This is a genomic window from Ruegeria aquimaris (assembly GCF_025751555.1).
GTDB lineage: Bacteria > Pseudomonadota > Alphaproteobacteria > Rhodobacterales > Rhodobacteraceae > Ruegeria_B > Ruegeria_B aquimaris.
In genome coordinates this window covers 77,376-98,290 of record NZ_JAOWLB010000012.1, presented here as the reverse complement: position 1 = coordinate 98,290, position 20,915 = coordinate 77,376, and the positions used below count along the sequence as shown (strand labels likewise).

Here is a 20,915-nt window from a genome sequence, read left to right as displayed (position 1 = left end):
ATGGCAGACGAACAGTTCCCGGGCTGGCACGGCACCACGATCATCGGCGTCAAGAAAGGCGGCGAAGTGGTGATTGCCGGTGACGGCCAGGTCAGCCTGGGCCAGACCGTGATCAAGGGCACCGCCCGCAAGGTGCGGCGGCTGTCGCCCGGTGGGTATCAGGTGGTGGCGGGCTTTGCCGGGTCGACGGCGGATGCGTTCACCCTGCTCGAACGGCTGGAAGCCAAGCTGGAGGCGACGCCGGGACAGCTGGCGCGCGCCTCGGTCGAGCTGGCCAAGGACTGGCGCACCGACAAGTACCTGCAAAAGCTGGAGGCGATGCTGATCGTCAGCGACGGGCAGGACATGTTCGTGATCACCGGCGCGGGTGACGTTCTGGAACCCGAACATGACGTGGCGGCCATCGGATCGGGCGGGAATTTCGCACTGGCCGCCGCGCGAGCGATGATGGACAGCGACAAGAGCGCCGAAGAGGTGGCCCGCGCCGCCATGGCGATTGCCGCCGATATCTGCGTCTATACCAACGGCAATCTGACGGTCGAGAAGATCGTCAAATAATTCCAAGACGCCCGAGCCGGTTGGCTCAGGCGTCTTCCTTGTCGACGAGACCGGCCAAAAGTTCGACCCGTTGGTGTGAAAAGTCGCCCGGCAGCAGAACCGGTTCGCGCATGGCCCGCACAAAGAACTGCCGGAATCCCGCCCGCATCTGGCACCACGCCAGCAGTTTCACCCCTTGGGGCGGATGCACCAGAGCCAGCGGCAACACGGTCCGCCCGGTTTCGTTGTCCGAGAGGTCGCGGTAGCCAAAGGCGATCGGGCGGCACTCCCGGATTGCCATGTGCACCAGCGCAAGGTTCGACGGATCGGCGGCGGGTGCATCCCCGCGCCAATAGGCCGAGGGCCGCTCATCGAGCCTGCGATAAAGGCGGCATAACAGCGCCGCTTCGGGGTCGGTGACCGCAAGGTTGGCGATGGCGGCAACGGCAGCGGCGGTTTCAACCGGGTCGCCGCGATGATGCGCAAGAGCCAACCCCCGCAAGGCGGCATCGCGCAGGTCTGGTTGCAGGCCAGCCTGCGCACCGGAAGTGGGTGCGACCGAGGTCCCCACACCCAGCGCCGCTGCACCGCTGACAAGGCGGGACGTCAATTCGCGCCGCGTGATCGCACAGTTTGGCGTTATGACCGGTGAGGAGGACATGACCTGTTCCTGTACATCGCAAAAAGCGACTTGTATGCCGGATCGGCCTGCCTGGGTCGAGCTGTTTGAGTGCATCGCGACCCGCTAAGGCCCAAGTGATGCGCGAATGATACAACGGCCAAGGATAGCAAACCTGGTCCGGCACCAGATGACTGATGTGATTCTTAAATAAAATGAGGCCGCGCCTGGGGCGCGGCCTCGCGGGCGGAGAGAGTGAGTGGTGGCGCCCGTTAGTGAATTTTGGCGACGCCCAGCGGCACACCGGCCACGTCGCACCAGATGTAGACCTCGTTATAGGCGGAAACGTCCCAGGTCGGCGGCACCGCATAACGCTGCTTTCCGGTCAGCGACAGCAGCGCACCCAGCTTGGTGTCCGGATCGTAGTGGCCGTCCTTGCCGAAGGCGACGCGCGGATCAGGACCGCCATCGAGAGAGAAATCGTCGCCAAGTTCGACAACATAGCGTTCGCCGTCTTTTACCAGCTTCACCGAGCCAGAGGTGACATGGTTGGAGCGGCCTTCAAAGTGACCCTTGGCGCCGCCCGCAAAAGCGGCGGTGCTGGAAGCAAGTGCCACGGCAACGCCGGCGGCGGTGGCAAACAAAGAACGACGGGTGATCATGAGTGGTGAATTCCCTTGGTTGGACTTCGCGTCTTGTGCGCATAGGGAGAATTAAGCTGGCGCCCGCCATGCGAAAAGGTACCCTCACGCATAGCTGAAACCGCGTGTCCCGCGGTGAACGTCGCGTGATCGGCTTGTGTTTTTGGCCCCCATGCTTAGGTTCCGGGGCGACACAACGAGATTGAGAGCACATGACCGACCTGACCCCGCGCGAGATCGTCTCGGAGCTTGACCGTTTCATCATCGGCCAGAAGGACGCCAAGCGCGCCGTTGCCGTGGCGCTGCGCAACCGCTGGCGGCGCAAGCAGCTGGCTGATGACCTGCGCGACGAGGTGTATCCCAAGAATATCCTGATGATCGGCCCCACCGGCGTGGGCAAGACCGAGATCAGCCGCCGCCTGGCCAAGCTGGCGCGCGCGCCCTTTATCAAGGTCGAGGCGACCAAGTTCACCGAGGTGGGATATGTCGGGCGCGATGTCGAACAGATCATCCGCGATCTGGCCGATGCGGCGATCATGCAGACCCGCGAATACATGCGCGACGAGGTCAAGGCGCGGGCACAGAAGGCGGCCGAGGATCGGGTGATCGAGGCCATCGCCGGGGAAGATGCCCGCGAAGGTACACGCGAGATGTTCCGCAAGAAGCTGAAGACAGGTGAGCTGGACGATACGGTGATCGAGCTGGAATTGGCCGATACCGGAAACCCGATGTCGATGTTCGAGATCCCGGGCCAGCCCGGCGCCAATATGGGGATGATGAACCTGGGCGATCTGTTCGGCAAGGCGTTTGCCGGGCGCACCACGCGCAAGAAGATGACCGTCGCCGACAGCTATGAGGTGCTGATCGGGGAAGAGGCCGACAAGCTGCTGGATGACGAGGTGGTCACCCGCACCGCGCTGGAGGCGGTGGAACAGAACGGTATCGTGTTCCTCGATGAGATCGACAAGGTCTGTGCCCGCTCGGACGCGCGCGGCGCCGATGTGAGCCGCGAGGGTGTGCAGCGCGACCTGCTGCCGCTGATCGAGGGCACCACGGTCAGCACCAAATACGGGCCGATCAAGACCGATCATATCCTGTTTATCGCCAGCGGCGCATTCCATATCGCCAAGCCCAGCGACCTGCTGCCGGAATTGCAGGGGCGTCTGCCGATCCGGGTGGAGCTGCGCGCGCTGACCGAAGAGGATTTCGTGCGCATCCTGACCGAGACCGACAACGCGCTGACCCGGCAGTATACCGCGCTGATGGGGACCGAAGAGGTAACGGTCGCCTTTACCCCCGACGGGATCGCGGCGCTGGCCCGGATCGCGGCCGAGGTGAACCAGAGCGTCGAGAATATCGGGGCACGGCGCCTGTATACCGTGATGGAGCGGGTATTCGAGGAGCTGTCCTTTACCGCGCCGGACCGGGCGGGAGAGGCGGTGACCGTCGATGCCGCATTTGTCGAGATCAATCTGGGCGAGTTGTCACGGTCGACCGATCTGAGCCGCTACGTACTTTAGTGTTGAATGCTGCTGGCCCCGAACGGGCCAGCCGCCATTCGATCTGGATTTTTCAACAGATCCCGGTATCGTTCCGGTGTTGAAACCTGTTTTTGAAATTCAGATTGGACGAGTCATGATCAAGACATTTTCCGGAATCGGCGCAGCTCTGTTTTGCGCCACCCTATTGGCCGCCGGGGCAGAAGCACAGAACAGCAAGTTCGCGCTGACCGGGGTTTCGATTGCGCCGCTGAAGACCGCCAACCTGTGCTCCAAGATCGGCGGCAAGGGGGCGCAACCCGAACTGGTGCTGAAACACAACGCGGTGGCCGGGGCCAAGATCAAGGTCCGGATGTATGACGTCCACAGCAAGCGGGACGTGACCGAACACAACACGGTGCGGGTGAAATCCTCGGGCTCGGGTCAGACGGTTGTCAACGGGGGCTTCCGTCCGCCCTGCAACACGACAGGCGGACGCAAGAATTCAAGCTACCGCTTTGACATCTCGGTGGACGGCAAGAAGACCACCGTGATCTGGGGCAACTACGATTCCAAGATGAAGAAGATCGTTCCGTGAGCTGACGCGCCGCGTCTGGCACAGGCGGAAAACCGCCGCAAGGTGGCGGCGCCCGGCTGGGGTTCGCTGTTATGCCCTGTCCACGGGCAACTTGTCACATAGAGGTAGCGGGTGGCGGGCTCTTTGATTATCTGAGGCGAGGGTTTGAGGGGCCACATGGTCCCGGCCCAACCGACAGGATCCCGGTTTCCGGCGTCTTAACTCCTTTGCGCGGATCCGCCCGCCTTGAAGAAGCCCATGCGTGTTGCGACCCTGGTTGTTGTTCTGGTTTCGATTGTCTCGGGTTGTACCGACCGGTCTTACACCCCGATCACGCCCGAAGCCTTGCAGGTCGGCACGGCGGCCACCGTGTTTGCGGCCACGACCCGGGTTCAGAAAGCGGATGGATCCTTTGGCCCGGACCGGACAGAGCGGCTAAGCCTGCTGGAACTGACCGTGTCTATCCCGCCCGACCGCCGCCCAGGGCGGCTGGATTTCGGCTATGGCAATGCCAACCCGGAAAAGCAGTTCATACTGGCCGGGCAGAAGGTTTTCGACCAGCCCGAGCAGTTCGGCGGCCGGTTGCGCGAAGAACTGGCGGAACAGCCCCGGGGTCAACGCGAACTGACGCTGTTCATCCACGGATTCAACTCGACCCAGACCGAGACCGCCTATCGCGCGGCGCAGCTGGCCCATGACATCGAGATGCCGGGCGTGCTGATGGTTTACTCTTGGCCCAGCAAAGGGCACGCGCTGGGCTATGCCTATGACGGCGACAGCGTGGTGTTTGCGCGGGATGGATTGGAGGACGTGTTGTTGCGGCTGGGCGCATCGGATCTGGACCGGTTGAATGTCGTGGCGCATTCGATGGGGTCCTTTCTGCTGATGGAAGCGCTGCGCCAGATCGACTTGCAGAAACCCGGATGGGCGGCGCGTAATCTGGATGGCGTCGTGCTGATCTCGCCCGATCTGGATCTGGACGTGTTCCGCAGCCAGCTGAACCGACTGCGCGAGGTGCCACAACCCTTTGTCGTGATGGCGTCGGAAAAGGACAACGTCCTGAACCTGTCACACAGGCTGCGTGGGAAACAAAGCAGTGAGCGGCTGGGGCAGATCAGTTCGGCCGCGCTGATCTCGGACCTGCCGGTGACGGTGATCGACACCAGCAAGTTTTCGGACGAGGCGGAATCGGGGCATTTCGTTGCCGCGACCTCACCCACGCTGCTGGCGATGATCGCCGATGCGCGCAACATGACCGATCTGTTCGAAGCGGGCGGGCTGCCATTGGAACGCGCGTTTCCGGGTATCGTGACCTATGCCGAAGAGTATCTGGGCGTCGATCTGTCCGGTGGTTCACGCTGAGGGTTCGTCAGGACCGCAGCACCGCGCGATACGCCATCGACAGAGCCTCGACCGCCGCATGCGCGCGTTCGTCGCGGGCACGCGAATGCAATACGATCGGCAGGCTGGGTAGATCCGGCAAACCCAGGCGCGGACCGATATCGACACCGCCCAAAGGCACCATGCGCGGCGCCAGTGCAGCAACCCCCAACCCCGCCATGACCGCTGCGGAAACAGCGGCGACACCGCCACCGGAAAACACCTCGGTCCAGGGAATCCCGGCCTCGTCCAGCAGCTTGCCAGCCAGGATCCGAACGCCGCAGGGCTCGGGCATGGTGGCCACGGGCAAGGGCACGCCCGCGCGCGGCTGCCAGGTGTGCGATGCGATCCAGCAAAACCGCTCGTCCGCCAGGACAGTCCCATCGTCGCGCCCGTCATGCCGCCGGACGATCACGGTATCCAGTTCGCGCCGGTCGAACCGTTGCAACAGGTCGCCTGACGATCCGATCCGTATCTCGATCAGCAGATGCGGGTCCTGCGCATTCATCCGCGCGATCAGCGATGGCAGTTCCGGGCCCGCGACATGGTCGCTGATGCCGATGGTCAACCGACCGCGTATCTCTGACAACGACGACAGAGCCTGATCATGGGTATCGAGCAGCGCACGCGCATGGGGGATGAACGCGGCGCCCTGCGGCGACAACCCGACATAACGCGGCGTGCGCTCGACCAGCCGGGCGCCCAGACGCTCCTCCAGCCGTTTGAGTTTCAGGCTAACGGTCGATTGGCTTGTCCGCGTGGCCTCGGCGACACGGGTAAAGCTGCCCAGCTCTGCAATCAGGACAAAGGTCCGGACGGAATCGAGGTCAAGTGGCAGCTGTATCATTGAGTATCTCAATATCTGTTATCGTTATCCATTGGGTATTGTAATCGAAGGTCGGCGTCTACAGTGATCTGGACCCAACCAGAGGAAACCCCAGATGCCCTATGTTCAGATTTCGATGCGCGCCGGTACGTCGGACCGGTACAAAGAGGCCATATTCGACGGCATCTATCGCGCAATGACCGAAAACTTCGATGTTCCCGAAGACGATCAGTTCATGACGATCACCGAGCACGAGGCGGCGACATTTCGCTATGGTGCGCGCTATCTTGGCATCGCGCGAACCGATGCGCTGGTGTTCATCCGCATCACCGCGAACAACACGCGCTCGCTCGCCCAGAAACAGGCGTTGTTTGCGCAGATCGCCGCGCTGCTGGCGGACGATCCGGGCCTGCGCCCCGAGGATGTGTTCATCAATCTTGTCGAGGTTGGCAAGGAGAACTGGTCGCTTGGCAATGGTATCGCCCAATATGCCTGAGGTCGGTTAACCCCTGTTGCGCCGAAGATAGACGTAATAGGCGCCCTCGCCGCCATGGCTGATATGGGCGGGTGTGATCTGAAGCACCGCCTGCGCTAGTGGCGGCAGGGACAACCATTGCGGCACCTGATGGCGAAGCACGCCGCGCGGGGTGGGGATGGGCCCGGGCTCGTCGCGATACTTGCCCTTGCCGGTGACCACCAGAACCAGTCGCTTGCCCTGGGCCTGGGCGCTCAGGATGAACCGGGTCAGAGCGGGATGGGCGGTATCGACGCGCATCCCGTGCAGGTCCAGCTTGCCCTCGGGCTTCAGCTTGCCCCGGCGCATCCGCGTATAGGCCTTTGGGTCCATCTGCACCGGCGCGCGCGACAACCGGTCGGTGACCGAGGGCGACAGCGCATGGCGCGCCGGATTGGCGCGGGCCGCCTGCCCAAGTTCGAACGGTTCCAGGGACATCGGCAGAGGTTTGGTTGGCTTTGGTTTCGGCAGGGTCTGGGGATGCACACCGTCCACGCGCTCGGGGTGCAGCCTGTCTGCTTGCCGGACCACCTTGCGCCAGAGGTCCACCTCGTCCCTTGTCAGTTTTCGCCGCGTCATCAGAGCCCGTCCGGCAACAGGGCATAGGCGCGCTGGATCGGCAGCAGGACCACCATGCGACCGGGATCGCGCAGGGTGCCGGCCGCCTGACCGGCGGCATCGCCGGTGCCAAAGAAGATATCGGCCCGCTGCGCGCCCTTGATCGCCGAACCGGTATCCTGTGCCACCATCAGGCGGCGCATCTTGCCCTGACCGTTCTTTTCGATCCAGACCGGCGCGCCCAGCGGCGTATGCGCGGGATCGACCGCAATCGACCGCAAGGCGGTGACCGACCGGTTCATCGCGCCAAGCGGCCCCTGATCGGCAGGCACATGGCGCAATTCGCGGAAGAAAACATAGGAGGGGTTGTGGAACAGCAGCTCCTGTCCCGCTTCGGGGTTGCGGCGGACCCAGTTCTTGATCACCTCGGCGCTGACCTGATGCGCGGAGTAAACGCCGCGCCGGACAAGCTCCACCCCAACCGAGCGGTAGGGATGGCCATTGGCGCCGCCGTAGCCCACGCGCAGGGTCTGACCATCTGGCAGGCGAATCCGGCCCGAGCCCTGGATCTGGAGAAAGAACAGTTCGACGGGATCGTCGACCCAAGCAATCTCGAGCCCGCGATTGTCCATCACGCCCGAGGTCAGGATCTGGCGCCGGTCGAGCCAGGGGTTGGCCTCGCGCGCCTCGGGCGGCATCTTGTAGAGCGGATAGCGAAACCGCGCAGTGGGAAACCGCGATCCGGTCAGTTCGGGTTCGAAATAGCCGGTGAACAGGCAATCCTGGCCGTCCTCGATCAACACGGGGCGAAAGAACAGCTCGAAGAAGGCGCGGGCGGTCTCGGGGGTTTGTTCCCGCGCCATGGCGCAAAGCGCCCGCCAGTCGGGATCGTTGAACGTGTCGCAGGTGTTGGTAAAAACCGACAGGGCCGCGGCGTGATCGTCCGCGGCCCATCCATCGAGCGTATCGAAGGTAAGAATCGTATGCATCGTCTCAGCCGCTCCGGTCTGGGCGGTCAGGATGGCTCCTGCCAGAACTGCCGACCGGAGCGCGCCAATCATGCGTCCGTTGCAACAAGCAACCAGTTGGGGTCATCGTTGCCCATGACGCGGGCAAAGGTCCAGACATCCTTTTGACGTTTGACGGTGGTCGGGCTGCCCTCGACGATATCGCCACCGCGATCGCGCACGACCGAGGTCAGTTCACCCATGAAGCGCATGGTGATCTCGGCACGGTTGCTGTCCTTGTCGAAGTGGACATTCTGGATCGCGGTTTCGCGGACGCCGACGAACTCGGCCTCGATGCTCAGGCCCTGATCCTCGCGGGCGGCGACCACGTTGACGAAGGTTTCGAACACGTCCTCGGCCAGGAAGGGTTCGATTTCCTTCAGGTTGCCGCGTTCGAAGCCCATCACGATCATCTCATAGGCGCCCCGGGCGCCCTGAACAAAATCGGTGACCGAGAACGAGGGTTCGACCCGTTTCATGGCGGCCAGCTCCTGGGCTTGCGGGCTGTCTTCGGGCACGTGATCGGTGATGTCGCGATCGGGTCCACCCTCGATCACCTCGAAATCTCGGCGGGCGCGGCCTTCGGGCTGTTTCGGCACGGGTGGCTTTTCAAAACCCTCGCGGGTGCCCAGCACGCTTTTCAGGCGCAGGATCAGGAATATCGCGATGCCGGCCAGCACAAGCAGCTGGATCAGGGGTGAGTTCATTGTGTCCTCGTCTCAGGCAAGAAACTTTGTAAGTTTCGCTTCCGGTCACTATGTAGGGAACCGATCCGGTCAAGTCCACAGCCGAGGATAAGCGAAAGGGCAAAGCAAATGTATCTGTTTCTGGCGTTTCTGCTGGTACCCATCATCGAAATCGCCCTTTTCATTCAGGTTGGCGGCCTGATCGGGTTGTGGCCGACACTGGGTATTGTGGTGCTGACCGCGGTTCTGGGTACATGGCTGGTGCGGACACAAGGTCGCATGGCGATGGGGCAATTGCAGCGGGCATTCTCGGATCTGGACGATCCGACCGAGCCGCTGGCGCATGGGGCAATGATTTTGTTTTCCGGCGCGCTGCTGCTGACGCCAGGCTTTTTCACCGATGCGCTGGGGTTTGCCCTGCTTGTTCCGGCCGTCCGGGTGGCGGTGTTCCGTTACGTTCGGTCGCGGGTGACGGTGACCCAGTTCCAGATGGGCACAGGAGCGGGATTTGACAGTCCGCGCGGCACTTATGGCGGCGGCGGTGACGTCATTGATGGCGAATGGGAAGAAGTCCGGCATCCGCGCCGCCGGGACAGTGGCCCATCCGGTTGGGTCGAGGGACCCGACCGCCATTGAGGTGATCTGACCAAGCTGTTAAGCATGGGCAAATTTGATCATTCCGGAGGAATTTCATGGCCGAAAACGAAGCCCAGGGTGACGCGGCAGCCGCGCCCCAGCAACCGCCCCAAATCCAGATGCGGGTTCTGACCCAGTTCATTCGCGACATGTCGTTCGAGAATGTCATGGCGCAGCGCGGCGCAACGGGCGAGGTTCAGCCTGACGTCAGCGTACAGGTTTCGCTGGATGCCAAAAAACGCAGCGCCGACAACCAGTTCGAAGTGTCGATCAAGCTGAACATCAACTCCAAGGCCAAGGGCATGGACGACGTGCTGTTCGTGCTGGAGCTGGATTATTGCGGCATCTTCCATGTCGAGGGCGTGCCGAACGAGCAGCTGCATCCGTTCCTGCTGATCGAGTGCCCGCGAATGCTGTTCCCGTTCCTGCGCCGGATCGTCAGCGACGTGACCCGCGACGGCGGTTACCCGCCGCTGAACCTGGACAGCATCGACTTTATGGCGCTGTACCGGGCCGAACTGTCACGCCAGCAGGCCGCCGCACAGGCGCAAAAAGAAAAACAGGCCGACGCCTGATCCTGTTGACGCGCCTGACCCAAAGTCAGGCGCGTTTCCACACCGCCTTGTCGCCGAGTTTGTCGACAAACGCCTCATGCGCCGCGCGCTCATCCTCGGTGAGGCGGGGCGGCAAGGGGGCGGGACGCGGGTAGGCGCGCCAAGTCTCAGTCGGGCCTGCACCCGTGTTGACCACGGCAGACAGGCCAAAATCCGGCTGCTTTCCCCCGATCAGTTCCAGATAGACCTCGGCCAAGATCTCTGAGTCGAGAAGCGCGCCGTGCAGCACCCGGTTCGAGTTGTCGATGCCGAACCGACGGCAGAGCGCGTCCAGCGTTGCCGGTGAGCCCGGAAACTTGCGCCGCGCCAGGGCCAGCGTGTCGATAGCGCGGTCAAACGGGATTTCCGGCAGCCCCATCCAGCGCAATTCTGCATTGAGGAACTTCATGTCGAAAGCGGCGTTGTGGATCACCAGTTTCGCATCACCGATGAAATCGCGGAACGCCTCGCCGACACGGGCAAAGACGGGTTTGTCCTTGAGGGTCACCTGTCCCGGCTGCGGCTGTTGCGGCGGTTCCAGAATATCGGGGCCGATGCCATGCACGCCAAAGGCCTCGGCCGGCATCATGCGTTCGGGATTGATATACTGGTGATAGGTTTCGCCGGTGGCAACATGGTTCCACAGCTCGATGGCGCCAATCTCGACAATGCGGTCGCCCGTTTCCGGATCGAAACCGGTTGTTTCCGTATCGAGAACAATTTCACGCATGGTTTTGCCTTGCCCGTATCTGCCTGACCACATCCTGCACCTGCGCGCGGGCATGGTCCAGAGTGTCGGTCACGATGACGAAATCGGAACGGGCGCATTTTTCGTCATTGGGCATCTGCTTGGCGCGAATCTGCTCGAACTGGGCCTCGGTCATGGTGCCGCGCGCCATCACCCGGGCCTTTTGCTCGTCAGGCGGGATCGAGACACAGGCGACGGCATCCATCGCCGCATCGCCACCGGTTTCGAACAACAAAGGAATGTCAAAAACGAGGATATCGGCGGTCGCGGTGTCGCGAAACCGCGCGCGGTCCTGTGCCACAAGGGGATGGACAATGGATTCGATCCGTTTCAGCGCCGATGGGTCGGCGGCGATGATCGCCTTGAGCGCATCGCGGCTGACCGCATCATTCATAATGGCATCAGGGAAGGCGGCACGCATCGGTTCCACCGCCGCGCCGCCGGGGGCGTAAAGCCGGTGCACGGCGGCGTCCGCATCCCAAAGCGCGCATCCCTCTTCGACAAACAGCCGTGCCGTGGTCGATTTGCCCATGCCGATAGAGCCGGTCAGGCCGAGCAGGAATGTCATCTGAGGGCGGCCGCCCGGGTTGCCGCATCGACCACGGGGCGTTCGCCGAACCAGCGTTCGAAACCGGGCACCGCCTGGTGCAATAGCATGCCCAGACCGTCCACCGTGGTGCATCCCATCTCTTCGGCGGTGGCCAAAAGGCGGGTCTTGAGAGGGGCATAGACCAGATCGGTCACCACGGCATCAGTGCGCAGACCATCCAGCGGAACCCGCAACTCGGGCTTGCCGATCATGCCAAGCGAGGTGGTGTTGACCACCAGCCGCGCATCTTCGACGACATTCCCGGCCTGTACCCAATCGGCCACGGTGATCCGCTGGCCAAAATCGTCGCGCAGTTTTTCCGCGCGGGGGCGGGTGCGGTTGGTCACGATGATCTCGGGCACGCCGGCCTCGGCCAGGGCGGTGATCACCGCGCGGGCCGCGCCGCCGGCACCGAACACCACGGCAGGGCCTGATTTCGGGTCCCAATCCGGGGCGCCGCTGCGCAGGTTTTCCATGAAACCATAGCCATCGGTATTGTCGCCCAGAATGCGGCCATCCTCGCGAAAGGTGAGCGTGTTTACCGCGCCGATCAGGGTGGCCCGGTCGGTGATCTGATCGACCGCAGACATCACTGCCTCTTTATGCGGAATGGTGACATTGACGCCGACAAACCCGGCCTTGGGGAGGGTGCGGATCACCTGGACCAGATCCTGCGGCGCGACATCCATCGGGATGTAATGCCCGTTGATCCCGTAGGTCTTGAGCCAATGGCCATGCAGGCGGGGCGATTTCGAATGTGCGATCGGATGACCGATCACCCCGGCCAGTGGAATTCGGCTGTCCGTCATGTCTCTATCACCTCGCGCATCGCCAGAAAGTTGAGCAGTTCCAACATGGGCATACCCAAAACGTTAAAATAGTCCCCGTCAATGGTGGTGAAAAGCCGAACGCCCTCTTCCTCGAGCTTGTAGGCGCCAACGGCGTGGCGGATGCTGTCCCAGTTGCGGTTGACGTATTTCGAGAGATAGGCATCGGACATCTCGCGCATTCTGAGCCGCACCTGTCCCACATGGCGCCATATCGGCTGGCCGTCCTGACAGATAACCGCCGCCGATAGCAGCATGTGGCGCTGGCCGCGCATCTCTTTGAGCTGCACCAGCGCGGTGTCCGGGCTGTCGGGTTTCGACAGCATCCTGCCCTGAAAGTCGAGCACCTGATCGCAGCCGATCACCATGGCACCGGGGTGTTTGTCGCTGACCTTGCGCGCCTTGAGCTCGGCTAGGGCGTCGGCGATGTCGCGCGGCGGTGCGCCCTCTGCCAGAAGGGCAGATTTTACGGTTTCTTCATCAACGCGCGGCACGATGCTGGTAAACGGTATAGCTGCGTTTTGCAGCAGCCGCGCCCGGATTTCGGAACCGGATGCAAGGATCAGGGGGACAGTCATGTGGAAAACCCCGTGGGCAAGGCATTGATTTGGCTTGCACGGGTTTTCTGTCTTTTCGGGTTGACACGCAACCCCGGGGAAAACGGTAAAACTTCGGGGGAGTCGCCCGCGATCTGTCCATTTGGGAAAAGGATAAAGCGACAAGATGGGATAACCCGGGTTTTCCAAGAGAGAGATCCATTGGCCCCAGAGTCATCCACGACAGAGATTTTCATTCAAGTTATTGTTTATAATACGTATTTCTACTTATTTCCACAGCCGTGGATCAATCTTGCCAAGGTTGTACATGCTGGGGAAAACGCCGGGACGATCAAATAATCCACGGGATGAGGGTTACCTACAAAACCATCATCCTTTCTTCTTTTCTATATTTATGATTAGACCCGACCCGGCGTATCGGAGCGAGACGAGATGGAAGACCTGCTGTTCGTGATCTACCCCTGGATCAAGTCCCTGCACATCATGGCGGTGATCAGCTGGATGGCCGGATTGTTCTATCTGCCCAGGCTCTTTGTGTATCATGTCGAAAAGGCAGAGAAGGTGCAGAATGCACCGGCGATCTTTCAGGAGATGGAGGAAAAGCTGATCCGGGTGATCATGCGCCCGGCAATGGTGGTGTCCTGGGTGTGTGGCCTCTTGATGGTGCTGACGCCAGGTATCGTCGATTGGGCCGAGATCTGGCCCTGGGCCAAGGGCGCGTCGGTGATCGGCATGACCTGGTTCCATCATTGGCTGGCCATGCGCCGCAAGGATTTCCTGGAAGGCCGCAATCGTCTGACGGGCCGCCAGTACCGGATGATGAACGAGGTTCCGACGCTGCTGATGGTGGTGATCGTGCTTGCGGTGATCCTAAAGTTCTGATCCCCCTTTGACTCTGCCCGCCAGCGGCCTTATCTAGGCCAAAAGCGCCCGTCCGGGCAGCCGTGCAATTCCCGATGCCAATTCCGTTTGAGCCGCTCTTGCAGCGGCAGAGGACCGTATACGATGATGATCGAATCCCTGAACCTGGCCGATCTCAAAGCCAAGAGCCCCAAGGACCTGCTGGCCATGGCAGAGGAGCTGGAGATCGAGAACGCCTCGACCATGCGCAAGGGAGAGATGATGTTCCAGATCCTGCGCGAGCGGGCTGATGAGGGCTGGACCATCGGCGGCGACGGCGTGCTGGAGGTATTGCAGGACGGGTTCGGGTTCCTGCGCTCACCCGAGGCGAACTATCTGCCGGGCCCCGATGACATCTATGTTTCGCCCGACATGATCCGCCAGTATTCGCTGCGCACCGGGGACACGGTTGAGGGCGAGATCAAGGCGCCAGATGACATCGAGCGCTATTTTGCGCTGACCAATGTCACCAAGATCAACTTTGAAGACCCTGAAAAGGCGCGGCACAAGATCGCCTTTGACAACCTGACGCCGCTTTATCCGGATGAACGGCTGAAGATGGAGATCGAGGATCCGACCATCAAGGACCGCTCGGCCCGGGTGATCGACCTTGTGGCGCCAATCGGCAAGGGACAGCGTTCGTTGATCGTGGCGCCGCCGCGGACGGGTAAGACGGTGATCCTGCAAAACATCGCGCATTCGATCGAGAAGAACCATCCGGAGTGCTATCTGATCGTTCTTCTGATCGACGAACGCCCCGAGGAAGTCACCGACATGCAGCGTTCGGTCAAGGGGGAGGTCGTGTCATCGACCTTTGACGAACCGGCCGCGCGGCACGTGGCAGTTTCGGAAATGGTGATCGAAAAGGCCAAGCGTCTGGTCGAACATAAACGAGATGTTGTTATTCTTCTCGACTCGATCACAAGACTTGGTAGAGCCTTCAACACCGTGGTTCCCTCTTCGGGTAAGGTTTTGACCGGTGGTGTGGACGCCAACGCGTTGCAACGGCCCAAGCGGTTCTTTGGTGCGGCGCGGAACATCGAAGAGGGCGGCTCGCTGACCATCATCGCCACCGCGCTGATCGATACCGGCAGCCGGATGGACGAAGTCATCTTTGAAGAATTCAAGGGCACCGGTAACTCGGAACTGGTTCTGGACCGCAAGATCGCCGACAAGCGCGTGTTCCCGGCCATCGACATTCTCAAGTCCGGTACCCGGAAAGAGGATCTGCTGGTCGAGAAGAGCGATCTGCAAAAGACCTTTGTCCTGCGCCGCATCCTGAACCCGATGGGTACGACCGACGCCATCGAGTTCCTGCTGTCAAAGCTGAAACAGACCAAGACCAACGGCGAATTCTTCGATTCAATGAACACCTGATCCGGGTCGGTCCGGGGCAAGAGGCTTGGGATGGACACGATTTTCGCCTTGGCTACGGCACAGGGAAAGGCCGGAGTGGCGGTTGTGCGCCTCTCTGGCCCCAACGCCCATGCTGCAGCCGCTGTCCTGACGGGATCGCAGGTGCCTGCACGCGGTATGCTGGTGCGCACACTGTACGGTGGGGATGGGGCGCGGCTGGATGACGGCGTTATCCTGAGTTTCTCAGCTCCGGCCAGTTTTACCGGCGAAGATGTTGTCGAGTTTCAGATCCACGGCAGCCTGGCCACGACCGAGGCCATATTGCGCAGATTGGTGGAACTGGACGGCTTGCGCCTGGCTGAACCCGGGGAATTCACTCGACGGGCGTTGGAAAACGGCAAACTCGACCTAGCTCAGGTCGAGGGTCTGGCAGATCTGATCGACGCCGAAACTGAAGCGCAGCGCAAACAGGCGCAAGCCGTTCTGGCTGGCGCCCTGGGACAGGTGGCCGAGGACTGGCGACGCAAGCTGATCCGGGCGGCGGCGCTGCTGGAGGCGGTTATCGATTTTGCGGACGAAGAGGTGCCAACGGATGTGACGCCCGAGGTTCTGGGGCTGCTCAGCGAAGTGCGCGCAGATCTGGGACGTCAGATTTCTGGTGTACGCATTGCCGAGCGGATTAGAACCGGATTCGAAGTTGCCATTGTTGGTCCGCCGAACGCCGGAAAATCCACGCTTTTGAACACGCTTGCCGGACGTGAGGCGGCCTTGACCTCGGAGATTGCCGGGACGACGCGGGATGTTATTGAGGTCCGGATGGACCTTGCTGGCCTGCCTGTGACACTGTTGGATACCGCGGGTTTGCGCGATACCGGGGATGTGGTCGAGGGAATGGGGATCGCGCTGGCAAGACGCCGGGCAGAAAGCGCGGATCTGCGGGTTTTTCTGGCCGATGATCTGGCAGCGACCGGGATTCCGATGCGCGATGGCGACATCCATGTTCTGCCCAAAGCGGATCAGAGGGACACCGCCGATGGCGCTGTTTCGGGGGTAACGGGGCAGGGTGTCGATATTCTGGTGGATCGAATCGGGCAAGTGTTGAAAACGCGTTCGGCCAGTGCCGGGATTGCCACCCGGGAACGACATCGCCAAGCCATGATCAAAGCAGACGATGCCCTGATCCGGACCGAAGGTATTTTGGACTCGGGCCCGGAAATGTACGATATTGCTGCCGAAGAACTGCGCACGGCGATCCGGGCCCTTGAATCGTTGGTTGGGCGGATTGATGTTGAAAACCTTCTGGATGAGATCTTTGCGTCCTTCTGTCTAGGAAAGTGAGGAGTGTTTCACGTGAAACATTCGGAGTTTGATGTCATCGTGATCGGCGCCGGCCATGCCGGTACCGAGGCCGCCCATGCGGCTGCGCGAATGGGTGTACGCACGGCCCTTGTCACCCTGTCAGAGCGGGACATCGGCGTAATGTCCTGCAACCCGGCCATTGGTGGGCTGGGCAAAGGTCACCTTGTCCGCGAGATTGACGCAATGGACGGCGTCATGGGTCGCGTCGCTGACAAGGCGGGTATCCAGTTTCGTTTGCTGAATCGACGAAAAGGACCAGCGGTTCAAGGACCGCGCGCGCAGGCCGACCGCGCCTTGTACCGCGCCGCGATGCTAGCGGAAACACAAAAGCGTCAAGGCCTGACCGTTGTCGAGGGAGAAGTTGTCGATTTCCTGATGCAAGGGGAAGCGGTATCAGGCGTTGTTCTGGGGGATGGTTCAGAGCTGCGCTCCAGGACCGTAATCCTCACATCCGGTACGTTCCTGCGTGGGGTTATCCATATCGGTGATGTCTCGCGCCCGGGTGGCCGAATGGGAGATCGCCCTTCGGTGAAGCTCGCTGAACGACTGGATGGGTTCGGGCTGCCAATGGGCAGATTGAAGACCGGCACACCACCGCGTCTGGATGGCAGAACGATCAACTGGGATATTCTGGAACGGCAGGATGGGGACGATGATCCGGTGCTGTTTTCCTTCCTCTCGCGGTCGGTCCAGGCGCGGCAGATTTCATGTGGAATCACGCACACAAATCCCCAGACGCACGAGATTATCGCAAAAAACCTGAACCGATCTGCGATGTACGGCGGCCATATCGAAGGGGTAGGGCCCCGGTATTGCCCGTCGATCGAGGATAAGATCGTCCGATTCTCGGACAAGGATTCGCACCAAGTGTTCCTTGAACCCGAGGGGCTGGAAGATCACACGGTCTATCCAAACGGGATTTCGACGTCTTTGCCGGTTGACGTTCAAGAGGCTTATGTCCGCTCCATTCGCGGGCTGGAAGCGGTTGAGATCCTTCAGCCGGGTTACGCCATAGAATACGACTATATTGATCCGCGTGCGCTGACTTCGCAACTGGCGCTGCCCGAAGTTCCGGGCCTGTATCTTGCCGGGCAAATCAATGGCACAACCGGCTACGAAGAAGCGGCGGCGCAGGGGCTGGTCGCGGGGCTGAATGCGGCATCTCGGGTCTTGGACCGCGATCCGGTGAAGTTCAGCCGTGGCAACAGCTATATCGGGGTGATGGTCGACGATCTCACGACACGCGGTGTATCGGAGCCTTATCGGATGTTCACATCTCGCGCCGAGTTCCGCTTGTCGTTGCGGGCGGATAACGCGGATCAGCGTCTGACGCCCATGGGAATCGAGATCGGCTGTGTCGGAATCCAGAGGACAGAAAGCTTTCTTGAAAAGGCGGACAAGCTGTCAGCGGCAAAGTCCGTCTTGGAGCAATCAAGCTTTACGCCAAAAGAAATCCTCGCCGCCGGTATCGCAATAAATCAGGATGGAACCCGACGGACCGGATTGCAGGTTCTGGCATTTCCGAATGCCACGTTTGAGAACATCGTGCATCTGCTTCCCGAGCTACAGGAAACCGATGGCGAAACCCGGCAACAAGTCGAGCGGGATGCCTTGTATGCGAACTACATCGCGCGGCAGGAGCGTGATGTCGAAGCGATGAAACGGGATGAATCAACCTCTATTCCGCTTGATTTCGATTTTCATGCTCTGGATGGGCTTTCAAACGAGCTGAAGTTGAAGCTGAGCCAGGCACGCCCGGAGAATGTTGCGCAGGCCGCGCGTGTCGATGGGGTTACGCCCGCCGCGCTGGCGCTTATTCTCGCGCGGTTGCGGCGAGAGGCCAAGGCGCGTTCGGCATGAGTGAGGAAGCAGACCGGCAGAAATACGATGTTTCACGTGAAACATTCGATCGGCTGACGCAGTATGTGGAGCTGGTCCGAAAATGGAACCCGAGGATAAACCTGGTATCCCGTCGCAGTCTGGATGTGATTTGGGAAAGACACATCGCTGATTCCGTTCAGGTTTTCAACCTCTCGGAGCCGGTAGACAAGTGGGTAGACCTGGGAAGCGGTGGCGGCTTTCCCGGGATGGTTTGTGCGATTCTGGGACGAGAAAAAATGCCTTCGGCCAGTTTTATCTGCATTGAAAGCGATCAGAGAAAGGTCGCGTTCCTAAGGACCGTGGTCCGGGAATGCGATGTGCAATGTCAGGTCATCGCTCAGCGGATCGAACAGGTGGAGCCGCAAGAGGCCGATGTCCTGTCAGCGAGGGCGCTGACGGATCTGTCCGGGTTGCTGGGCTTTGCGGAAAGGCACCTGAAAACAAGTGGAACGGCGCTGTTTCCCAAGGGGGAGGCCTGGAAAAAAGAGGTGGATGACGCGCGGAAGCAATGGAAATTCGACCTTGTTCCCGTTACTAGTTTGACTGAGCCTCAAGCCGTTGTTTTGAAACTCAAAGGAATCGCGCGTGTCTGATCTTTCCCGTCCTACCGGTCCTCGGATCATCGCGGTCGCCAACCAGAAAGGCGGAGTTGGAAAAACAACGACTGCTATCAATCTGGCGGCTGCGCTGGCAGAAACCGGGTTGCGAGTTCTTGTTGTCGATCTTGATCCTCAGGGTAATGCCTCGACCGGGCTGGGAATCGAGGACCGTGATGTCACCACTTATGAATTGCTTGTGGATGACGTTCCGTTGAATGCCGTCATCCAGGAAACCAGCATTCCTGGCCTGTCCATCGTGCCGGCAACAGTCGATCTTAGCTCGGCCGATATCGAGCTGATGGCAAATGAAAAGCGCAGCTTTCTGCTGCATGACGCGCTGCGGCAGACCGCGATGGATTCCTTTGCCTGGGACTACATCCTGATCGATTGCCCACCGTCGCTGAACCTGTTGACGGTGAATGCGATGGTCGCGGCACATTCCGTTTTGGTTCCCTTGCAGAGCGAGTTCTTTGCGCTGGAGGGATTGTCGCAACTGATGCTGACCATCCGGGAGGTGCGTCAGGCGGCAAATCCGGATCTGCGGATCGAAGGTGTTGTGTTGACCATGTATGACAAACGCAACAACCTGTCCCAGCAGGTTGAAAAGGATGCCCGTGACAATCTGGGCGAGCTGGTGTTTGAAACCCGGATTCCGCGAAATGTGCGGGTCAGCGAGGCGCCGTCCTTTGCCCTGCCGGTGCTGAGCTATGATTCCAATTCTCTTGGGGCAATCGCCTATCGTGACCTGGCGGCTGAGCTGCTGAAGAAACATAACAAGATCGCCGCTTAGGCGGCAGAGAGGAGCGACGCATGGTTTCGAACAAACCTCGGGGGTTGGGGCGTGGCCTGTCGGCCCTGATGGCCGATGTGACACAGTCGACGGAAACCCAGGCCGCCGATGCACCGCGCCGCGCCGACCGGACGGTGCCGATCGAGAAGCTGCGGGCAAACCCGAACCAGCCGCGCCGGACCTTTACCCAGGATGCGCTGAATGAGCTATCGGCCTCTATCAAGGAGAAGGGCATCCTTCAGCCGTTGATCGTGCGCCCCACCGATGGCGGTATGTTCGAGATTGTCGCCGGCGAGCGGCGCTGGCGCGCGGCGCAGCTGGCTCAGCTGCACGAAGTGCCGGTTCTGGTGCGCGAGCTGAACGATACCGAAGTTCTGGAAATCGCGATCATCGAGAATATCCAGCGCGCCGATCTGAACGCAGTGGAAGAGGCGGCGGGTTATCGGCAGTTGATGGACAAGTTCGGTCATACGCAGGAGAAGCTGGCCGAGGCATTGGGAAAAAGCCGCAGTCATATCGCGAACCTGTTGCGTCTATTGTCTTTGCCGGATGATGTTCAGCAGATGGTGGTCGAAGGGAAATTGTCGGCGGGACATGCCCGGGCCCTGATCACCAGCGAGAATCCGTCGGAATTGGCCAAGATCGTGGTGCGCGATGGGTTGTCGGTGCGTGCGACCGAGGCTTTGGTCAAGAAGCAGTCCGAAGGGGAGAAACCCAAAGCAACGGCGCGTCCGCAATCCACCGGTGGCGACAAGGATGCCGATACCCGCGCGTTGGAAAAGGACCTGTCCGCGATCCTGGCGATGAAAGTGACGATCAATCACAAGTCGGGAACCGAAACCGGGCAAGTGATCTTGACCTATGAGAACCTTGATCAGTTGGACGATCTTTGCGCCAAGCTCAGCCGTTAGGGCGGGTCCAGATAAAGACCAGCACTGTACCCAGAACCACGGCCTGTATGGCCAGGACATGGGAAGGGGCCGAGAAAAGAACAGACAGACCAAAGACGGCGGCGATCGACAGGGTTGCCGCCTTTTTTGCGCCCGGGCGGATGGCGCCGGATTGCTGCCAGTCGACGATCATCGGCCCAAACAGGCGGTGGGTCAGCAGCCAAGTATGCAGGCGTTCGGACGAGCGGGCAAAGAAGAACGCGGCCAGCAGAAGGAAGGGAACCGTGGGGAGGAGCGGCAGGACAACGCCAATCAGCGCGAGGGCAACGCAGATCAGTCCAAGAGCCGCCCAGATAAACTGCATCCT

25 protein-coding genes are annotated in these 20,915 nt (G+C 60.9%); 14 read left to right on the top strand and 11 right to left on the bottom strand.

Going from position 1 to position 20,915, the window contains the following annotated elements:
- Entirely contained in the window at positions 1-558 is a 558-nt protein-coding gene (gene hslV / locus OE747_RS16070; RefSeq protein WP_263829568.1) for an ATP-dependent protease subunit HslV, read from the top strand.
- A gap of 25 nt (positions 559-583) precedes the next feature.
- Here the strand turns inward: hslV and OE747_RS16065 are convergent, their stop codons facing one another.
- Both OE747_RS16065 and OE747_RS16060 read right to left on the bottom strand, forming a co-directional pair.
- The gene (locus OE747_RS16065) at positions 584-1,198 is read right to left on the bottom strand and encodes a WYL domain-containing protein (RefSeq protein WP_263829567.1); all 615 of its coding nucleotides are present in this window, start codon (positions 1,196-1,198) and stop codon (positions 584-586) included.
- 230 nt (positions 1,199-1,428) lie between these two features.
- The gene (locus OE747_RS16060; RefSeq protein ID WP_263829566.1) at positions 1,429-1,818 is read right to left on the bottom strand and encodes a DM13 domain-containing protein; all 390 of its coding nucleotides are present in this window, start codon (positions 1,816-1,818) and stop codon (positions 1,429-1,431) included.
- A 191-nt stretch (positions 1,819-2,009) separates the two neighbouring features.
- Here OE747_RS16060 and hslU point away from each other — a divergent pair, with 191 nt between their 5' ends.
- The 3 genes from hslU to OE747_RS16045 all read left to right on the top strand — a co-directional run bounded on the left by hslU (position 2,010) and on the right by OE747_RS16045 (position 5,214).
- Complete coding sequence (hslU, locus tag OE747_RS16055) at positions 2,010-3,317, top strand: ATP-dependent protease ATPase subunit HslU (protein ID WP_263829565.1); 1,308 nt, start codon at positions 2,010-2,012, stop codon at positions 3,315-3,317.
- 115 nt (positions 3,318-3,432) lie between these two features.
- Positions 3,433-3,873: a hypothetical protein gene (locus tag OE747_RS16050; protein WP_263829564.1), complete on the top strand. Its 441-nt coding sequence runs from the start codon at positions 3,433-3,435 to the stop codon at positions 3,871-3,873.
- A gap of 237 nt (positions 3,874-4,110) precedes the next feature.
- Positions 4,111-5,214, top strand: a complete 1,104-nt coding sequence (locus OE747_RS16045; RefSeq protein ID WP_263829563.1) for an alpha/beta hydrolase — start codon at positions 4,111-4,113, stop codon at positions 5,212-5,214.
- 7 nt (positions 5,215-5,221) lie between these two features.
- On the opposite strand, the gene OE747_RS16040 is transcribed toward OE747_RS16045, so the two are convergent.
- Positions 5,222-6,079 carry a LysR family transcriptional regulator gene (locus OE747_RS16040; protein WP_263829562.1) on the bottom strand — a complete coding sequence of 286 codons (858 nt, stop codon included), beginning with the start codon at positions 6,077-6,079 and terminating at the stop codon, positions 5,222-5,224.
- A 94-nt stretch (positions 6,080-6,173) separates the two neighbouring features.
- On the opposite strand from OE747_RS16040, the gene OE747_RS16035 reads away from it, so the two are divergent.
- Entirely contained in the window at positions 6,174-6,554 is a 381-nt protein-coding gene (locus OE747_RS16035; RefSeq protein WP_263829561.1) for a tautomerase family protein, read from the top strand.
- A gap of 6 nt (positions 6,555-6,560) precedes the next feature.
- Here OE747_RS16035 and OE747_RS16030 read toward each other — a convergent pair whose 3' ends face one another.
- Genes OE747_RS16030 through OE747_RS16020 form a run of 3 tightly spaced genes read right to left on the bottom strand, consistent with a single transcriptional unit; the run spans position 6,561 to position 8,844 of the window.
- Positions 6,561-7,151: a Smr/MutS family protein gene (locus tag OE747_RS16030; protein ID WP_263829560.1), complete on the bottom strand. Its 591-nt coding sequence runs from the start codon at positions 7,149-7,151 to the stop codon at positions 6,561-6,563.
- Positions 7,151-8,191, bottom strand: coding sequence for a murein transglycosylase A (gene mltA / locus OE747_RS16025; RefSeq protein WP_263829559.1), 1,041 nt, complete (start codon positions 8,189-8,191; stop codon positions 7,151-7,153). Before mltA ends, OE747_RS16030 begins: the two co-directional genes overlap by 1 nt.
- Positions 8,188-8,844, bottom strand: a complete 657-nt coding sequence (locus tag OE747_RS16020; protein ID WP_263829558.1) for a Tim44/TimA family putative adaptor protein — start codon at positions 8,842-8,844, stop codon at positions 8,188-8,190. The genes mltA and OE747_RS16020 overlap by 4 nt, the downstream gene beginning before the upstream one ends.
- A gap of 108 nt (positions 8,845-8,952) precedes the next feature.
- Here OE747_RS16020 and OE747_RS16015 point away from each other — a divergent pair, with 108 nt between their 5' ends.
- Positions 8,953-9,459, top strand: coding sequence for an FxsA family protein (locus OE747_RS16015; RefSeq protein ID WP_263829557.1), 507 nt, complete (start codon positions 8,953-8,955; stop codon positions 9,457-9,459).
- A 56-nt stretch (positions 9,460-9,515) separates the two neighbouring features.
- The gene (secB, locus tag OE747_RS16010; protein WP_263829556.1) at positions 9,516-10,034 is read left to right on the top strand and encodes a protein-export chaperone SecB; all 519 of its coding nucleotides are present in this window, start codon (positions 9,516-9,518) and stop codon (positions 10,032-10,034) included.
- Between the two features lie 25 nt (positions 10,035-10,059).
- Here secB and dnaQ read toward each other — a convergent pair whose 3' ends face one another.
- Genes dnaQ through OE747_RS15990 form a run of 4 tightly spaced genes read right to left on the bottom strand, consistent with a single transcriptional unit; the run spans position 10,060 to position 12,794 of the window.
- The gene (dnaQ, locus tag OE747_RS16005) at positions 10,060-10,782 is read right to left on the bottom strand and encodes a DNA polymerase III subunit epsilon (RefSeq protein ID WP_263829555.1); all 723 of its coding nucleotides are present in this window, start codon (positions 10,780-10,782) and stop codon (positions 10,060-10,062) included.
- The gene (coaE, locus tag OE747_RS16000) at positions 10,775-11,368 is read right to left on the bottom strand and encodes a dephospho-CoA kinase (protein ID WP_263829554.1); all 594 of its coding nucleotides are present in this window, start codon (positions 11,366-11,368) and stop codon (positions 10,775-10,777) included. Before coaE ends, dnaQ begins: the two co-directional genes overlap by 8 nt.
- Positions 11,365-12,198: a shikimate dehydrogenase gene (locus OE747_RS15995; protein WP_263829553.1), complete on the bottom strand. Its 834-nt coding sequence runs from the start codon at positions 12,196-12,198 to the stop codon at positions 11,365-11,367. Before OE747_RS15995 ends, coaE begins: the two co-directional genes overlap by 4 nt.
- Positions 12,195-12,794, bottom strand: coding sequence for a Maf family protein (locus tag OE747_RS15990; RefSeq protein ID WP_263829552.1), 600 nt, complete (start codon positions 12,792-12,794; stop codon positions 12,195-12,197). The genes OE747_RS15995 and OE747_RS15990 overlap by 4 nt, the downstream gene beginning before the upstream one ends.
- Before the next feature lie 411 nt (positions 12,795-13,205).
- On the opposite strand from OE747_RS15990, the gene OE747_RS15985 reads away from it, so the two are divergent.
- The 7 genes from OE747_RS15985 to OE747_RS15955 all read left to right on the top strand — a co-directional run bounded on the left by OE747_RS15985 (position 13,206) and on the right by OE747_RS15955 (position 20,569).
- A complete protein-coding gene (locus OE747_RS15985; RefSeq protein ID WP_263829551.1) occupies positions 13,206-13,655 on the top strand; it encodes a CopD family protein in 450 nt (149 codons plus the stop codon).
- 123 nt (positions 13,656-13,778) lie between these two features.
- A complete protein-coding gene (gene rho / locus OE747_RS15980; protein ID WP_263829550.1) occupies positions 13,779-15,050 on the top strand; it encodes a transcription termination factor Rho in 1,272 nt (423 codons plus the stop codon).
- 30 nt (positions 15,051-15,080) lie between these two features.
- Positions 15,081-16,367, top strand: coding sequence for a tRNA uridine-5-carboxymethylaminomethyl(34) synthesis GTPase MnmE (gene mnmE / locus OE747_RS15975; protein WP_263829549.1), 1,287 nt, complete (start codon positions 15,081-15,083; stop codon positions 16,365-16,367).
- A 12-nt stretch (positions 16,368-16,379) separates the two neighbouring features.
- Complete coding sequence (gene mnmG / locus OE747_RS15970) at positions 16,380-18,248, top strand: tRNA uridine-5-carboxymethylaminomethyl(34) synthesis enzyme MnmG (RefSeq protein WP_263829548.1); 1,869 nt, start codon at positions 16,380-16,382, stop codon at positions 18,246-18,248.
- Positions 18,245-18,862, top strand: a complete 618-nt coding sequence (rsmG, locus tag OE747_RS15965) for a 16S rRNA (guanine(527)-N(7))-methyltransferase RsmG (protein ID WP_263829547.1) — start codon at positions 18,245-18,247, stop codon at positions 18,860-18,862. Before mnmG ends, rsmG begins: the two co-directional genes overlap by 4 nt.
- Entirely contained in the window at positions 18,855-19,658 is an 804-nt protein-coding gene (locus OE747_RS15960; protein ID WP_263829546.1) for a ParA family protein, read from the top strand. The genes rsmG and OE747_RS15960 overlap by 8 nt, the downstream gene beginning before the upstream one ends.
- Positions 19,659-19,678: 20 nt before the next feature.
- A complete protein-coding gene (locus OE747_RS15955) occupies positions 19,679-20,569 on the top strand; it encodes a ParB/RepB/Spo0J family partition protein (protein WP_263829545.1) in 891 nt (296 codons plus the stop codon).
- Here OE747_RS15955 and OE747_RS15950 read toward each other — a convergent pair.
- Positions 20,559-20,912 carry a YbaN family protein gene (locus tag OE747_RS15950; RefSeq protein WP_263829544.1) on the bottom strand — a complete coding sequence of 118 codons (354 nt, stop codon included), beginning with the start codon at positions 20,910-20,912 and terminating at the stop codon, positions 20,559-20,561. The two genes, OE747_RS15955 and OE747_RS15950, sit on opposite strands and share 11 nt — an antisense overlap.
- Positions 20,913-20,915: the final 3 nt, after the last annotated feature.

What these genes read in the sequence shown, in the direction of transcription:
- secB (WP_263829556.1), top strand. Translation starts at nt 9,516, where the DNA reads ATGGCCGAAAACGAAGCCCAGGGTGACGCGGCAGCCGCGCCCCAGCAA.
- OE747_RS15995 (WP_263829553.1), bottom strand. Translation starts at nt 12,198, where the DNA reads ATGACGGACAGCCGAATTCCACTGGCCGGGGTGATCGGTCATCCGATC.
- hslV (WP_263829568.1), top strand. Translation starts at nt 1, where the DNA reads ATGGCAGACGAACAGTTCCCGGGCTGGCACGGCACCACGATCATCGGC.
- OE747_RS16020 (WP_263829558.1), bottom strand. Translation starts at nt 8,844, where the DNA reads ATGAACTCACCCCTGATCCAGCTGCTTGTGCTGGCCGGCATCGCGATA.
- OE747_RS16015 (WP_263829557.1), top strand. Translation starts at nt 8,953, where the DNA reads ATGTATCTGTTTCTGGCGTTTCTGCTGGTACCCATCATCGAAATCGCC.
- OE747_RS16045 (WP_263829563.1), top strand. Translation starts at nt 4,111, where the DNA reads ATGCGTGTTGCGACCCTGGTTGTTGTTCTGGTTTCGATTGTCTCGGGT.
- coaE (WP_263829554.1), bottom strand. Translation starts at nt 11,368, where the DNA reads ATGACATTCCTGCTCGGCCTGACCGGCTCTATCGGCATGGGCAAATCG.
- OE747_RS16065 (WP_263829567.1), bottom strand. Translation starts at nt 1,198, where the DNA reads ATGTCCTCCTCACCGGTCATAACGCCAAACTGTGCGATCACGCGGCGC.
- OE747_RS16035 (WP_263829561.1), top strand. Translation starts at nt 6,174, where the DNA reads ATGCCCTATGTTCAGATTTCGATGCGCGCCGGTACGTCGGACCGGTAC.
- rsmG (WP_263829547.1), top strand. Translation starts at nt 18,245, where the DNA reads ATGAGTGAGGAAGCAGACCGGCAGAAATACGATGTTTCACGTGAAACA.
- OE747_RS16040 (WP_263829562.1), bottom strand. Translation starts at nt 6,079, where the DNA reads ATGATACAGCTGCCACTTGACCTCGATTCCGTCCGGACCTTTGTCCTG.
- OE747_RS16050 (WP_263829564.1), top strand. Translation starts at nt 3,433, where the DNA reads ATGATCAAGACATTTTCCGGAATCGGCGCAGCTCTGTTTTGCGCCACC.
- hslU (WP_263829565.1), top strand. Translation starts at nt 2,010, where the DNA reads ATGACCGACCTGACCCCGCGCGAGATCGTCTCGGAGCTTGACCGTTTC.
- OE747_RS16030 (WP_263829560.1), bottom strand. Translation starts at nt 7,151, where the DNA reads ATGACGCGGCGAAAACTGACAAGGGACGAGGTGGACCTCTGGCGCAAG.
- OE747_RS15955 (WP_263829545.1), top strand. Translation starts at nt 19,679, where the DNA reads ATGGTTTCGAACAAACCTCGGGGGTTGGGGCGTGGCCTGTCGGCCCTG.
- OE747_RS15950 (WP_263829544.1), bottom strand. Translation starts at nt 20,912, where the DNA reads ATGCAGTTTATCTGGGCGGCTCTTGGACTGATCTGCGTTGCCCTCGCG.
- mnmE (WP_263829549.1), top strand. Translation starts at nt 15,081, where the DNA reads ATGGACACGATTTTCGCCTTGGCTACGGCACAGGGAAAGGCCGGAGTG.
- dnaQ (WP_263829555.1), bottom strand. Translation starts at nt 10,782, where the DNA reads ATGCGTGAAATTGTTCTCGATACGGAAACAACCGGTTTCGATCCGGAA.
- OE747_RS15990 (WP_263829552.1), bottom strand. Translation starts at nt 12,794, where the DNA reads ATGACTGTCCCCCTGATCCTTGCATCCGGTTCCGAAATCCGGGCGCGG.
- rho (WP_263829550.1), top strand. Translation starts at nt 13,779, where the DNA reads ATGATGATCGAATCCCTGAACCTGGCCGATCTCAAAGCCAAGAGCCCC.
- OE747_RS15985 (WP_263829551.1), top strand. Translation starts at nt 13,206, where the DNA reads ATGGAAGACCTGCTGTTCGTGATCTACCCCTGGATCAAGTCCCTGCAC.
- mltA (WP_263829559.1), bottom strand. Translation starts at nt 8,191, where the DNA reads ATGATTGGCGCGCTCCGGTCGGCAGTTCTGGCAGGAGCCATCCTGACC.
- OE747_RS16060 (WP_263829566.1), bottom strand. Translation starts at nt 1,818, where the DNA reads ATGATCACCCGTCGTTCTTTGTTTGCCACCGCCGCCGGCGTTGCCGTG.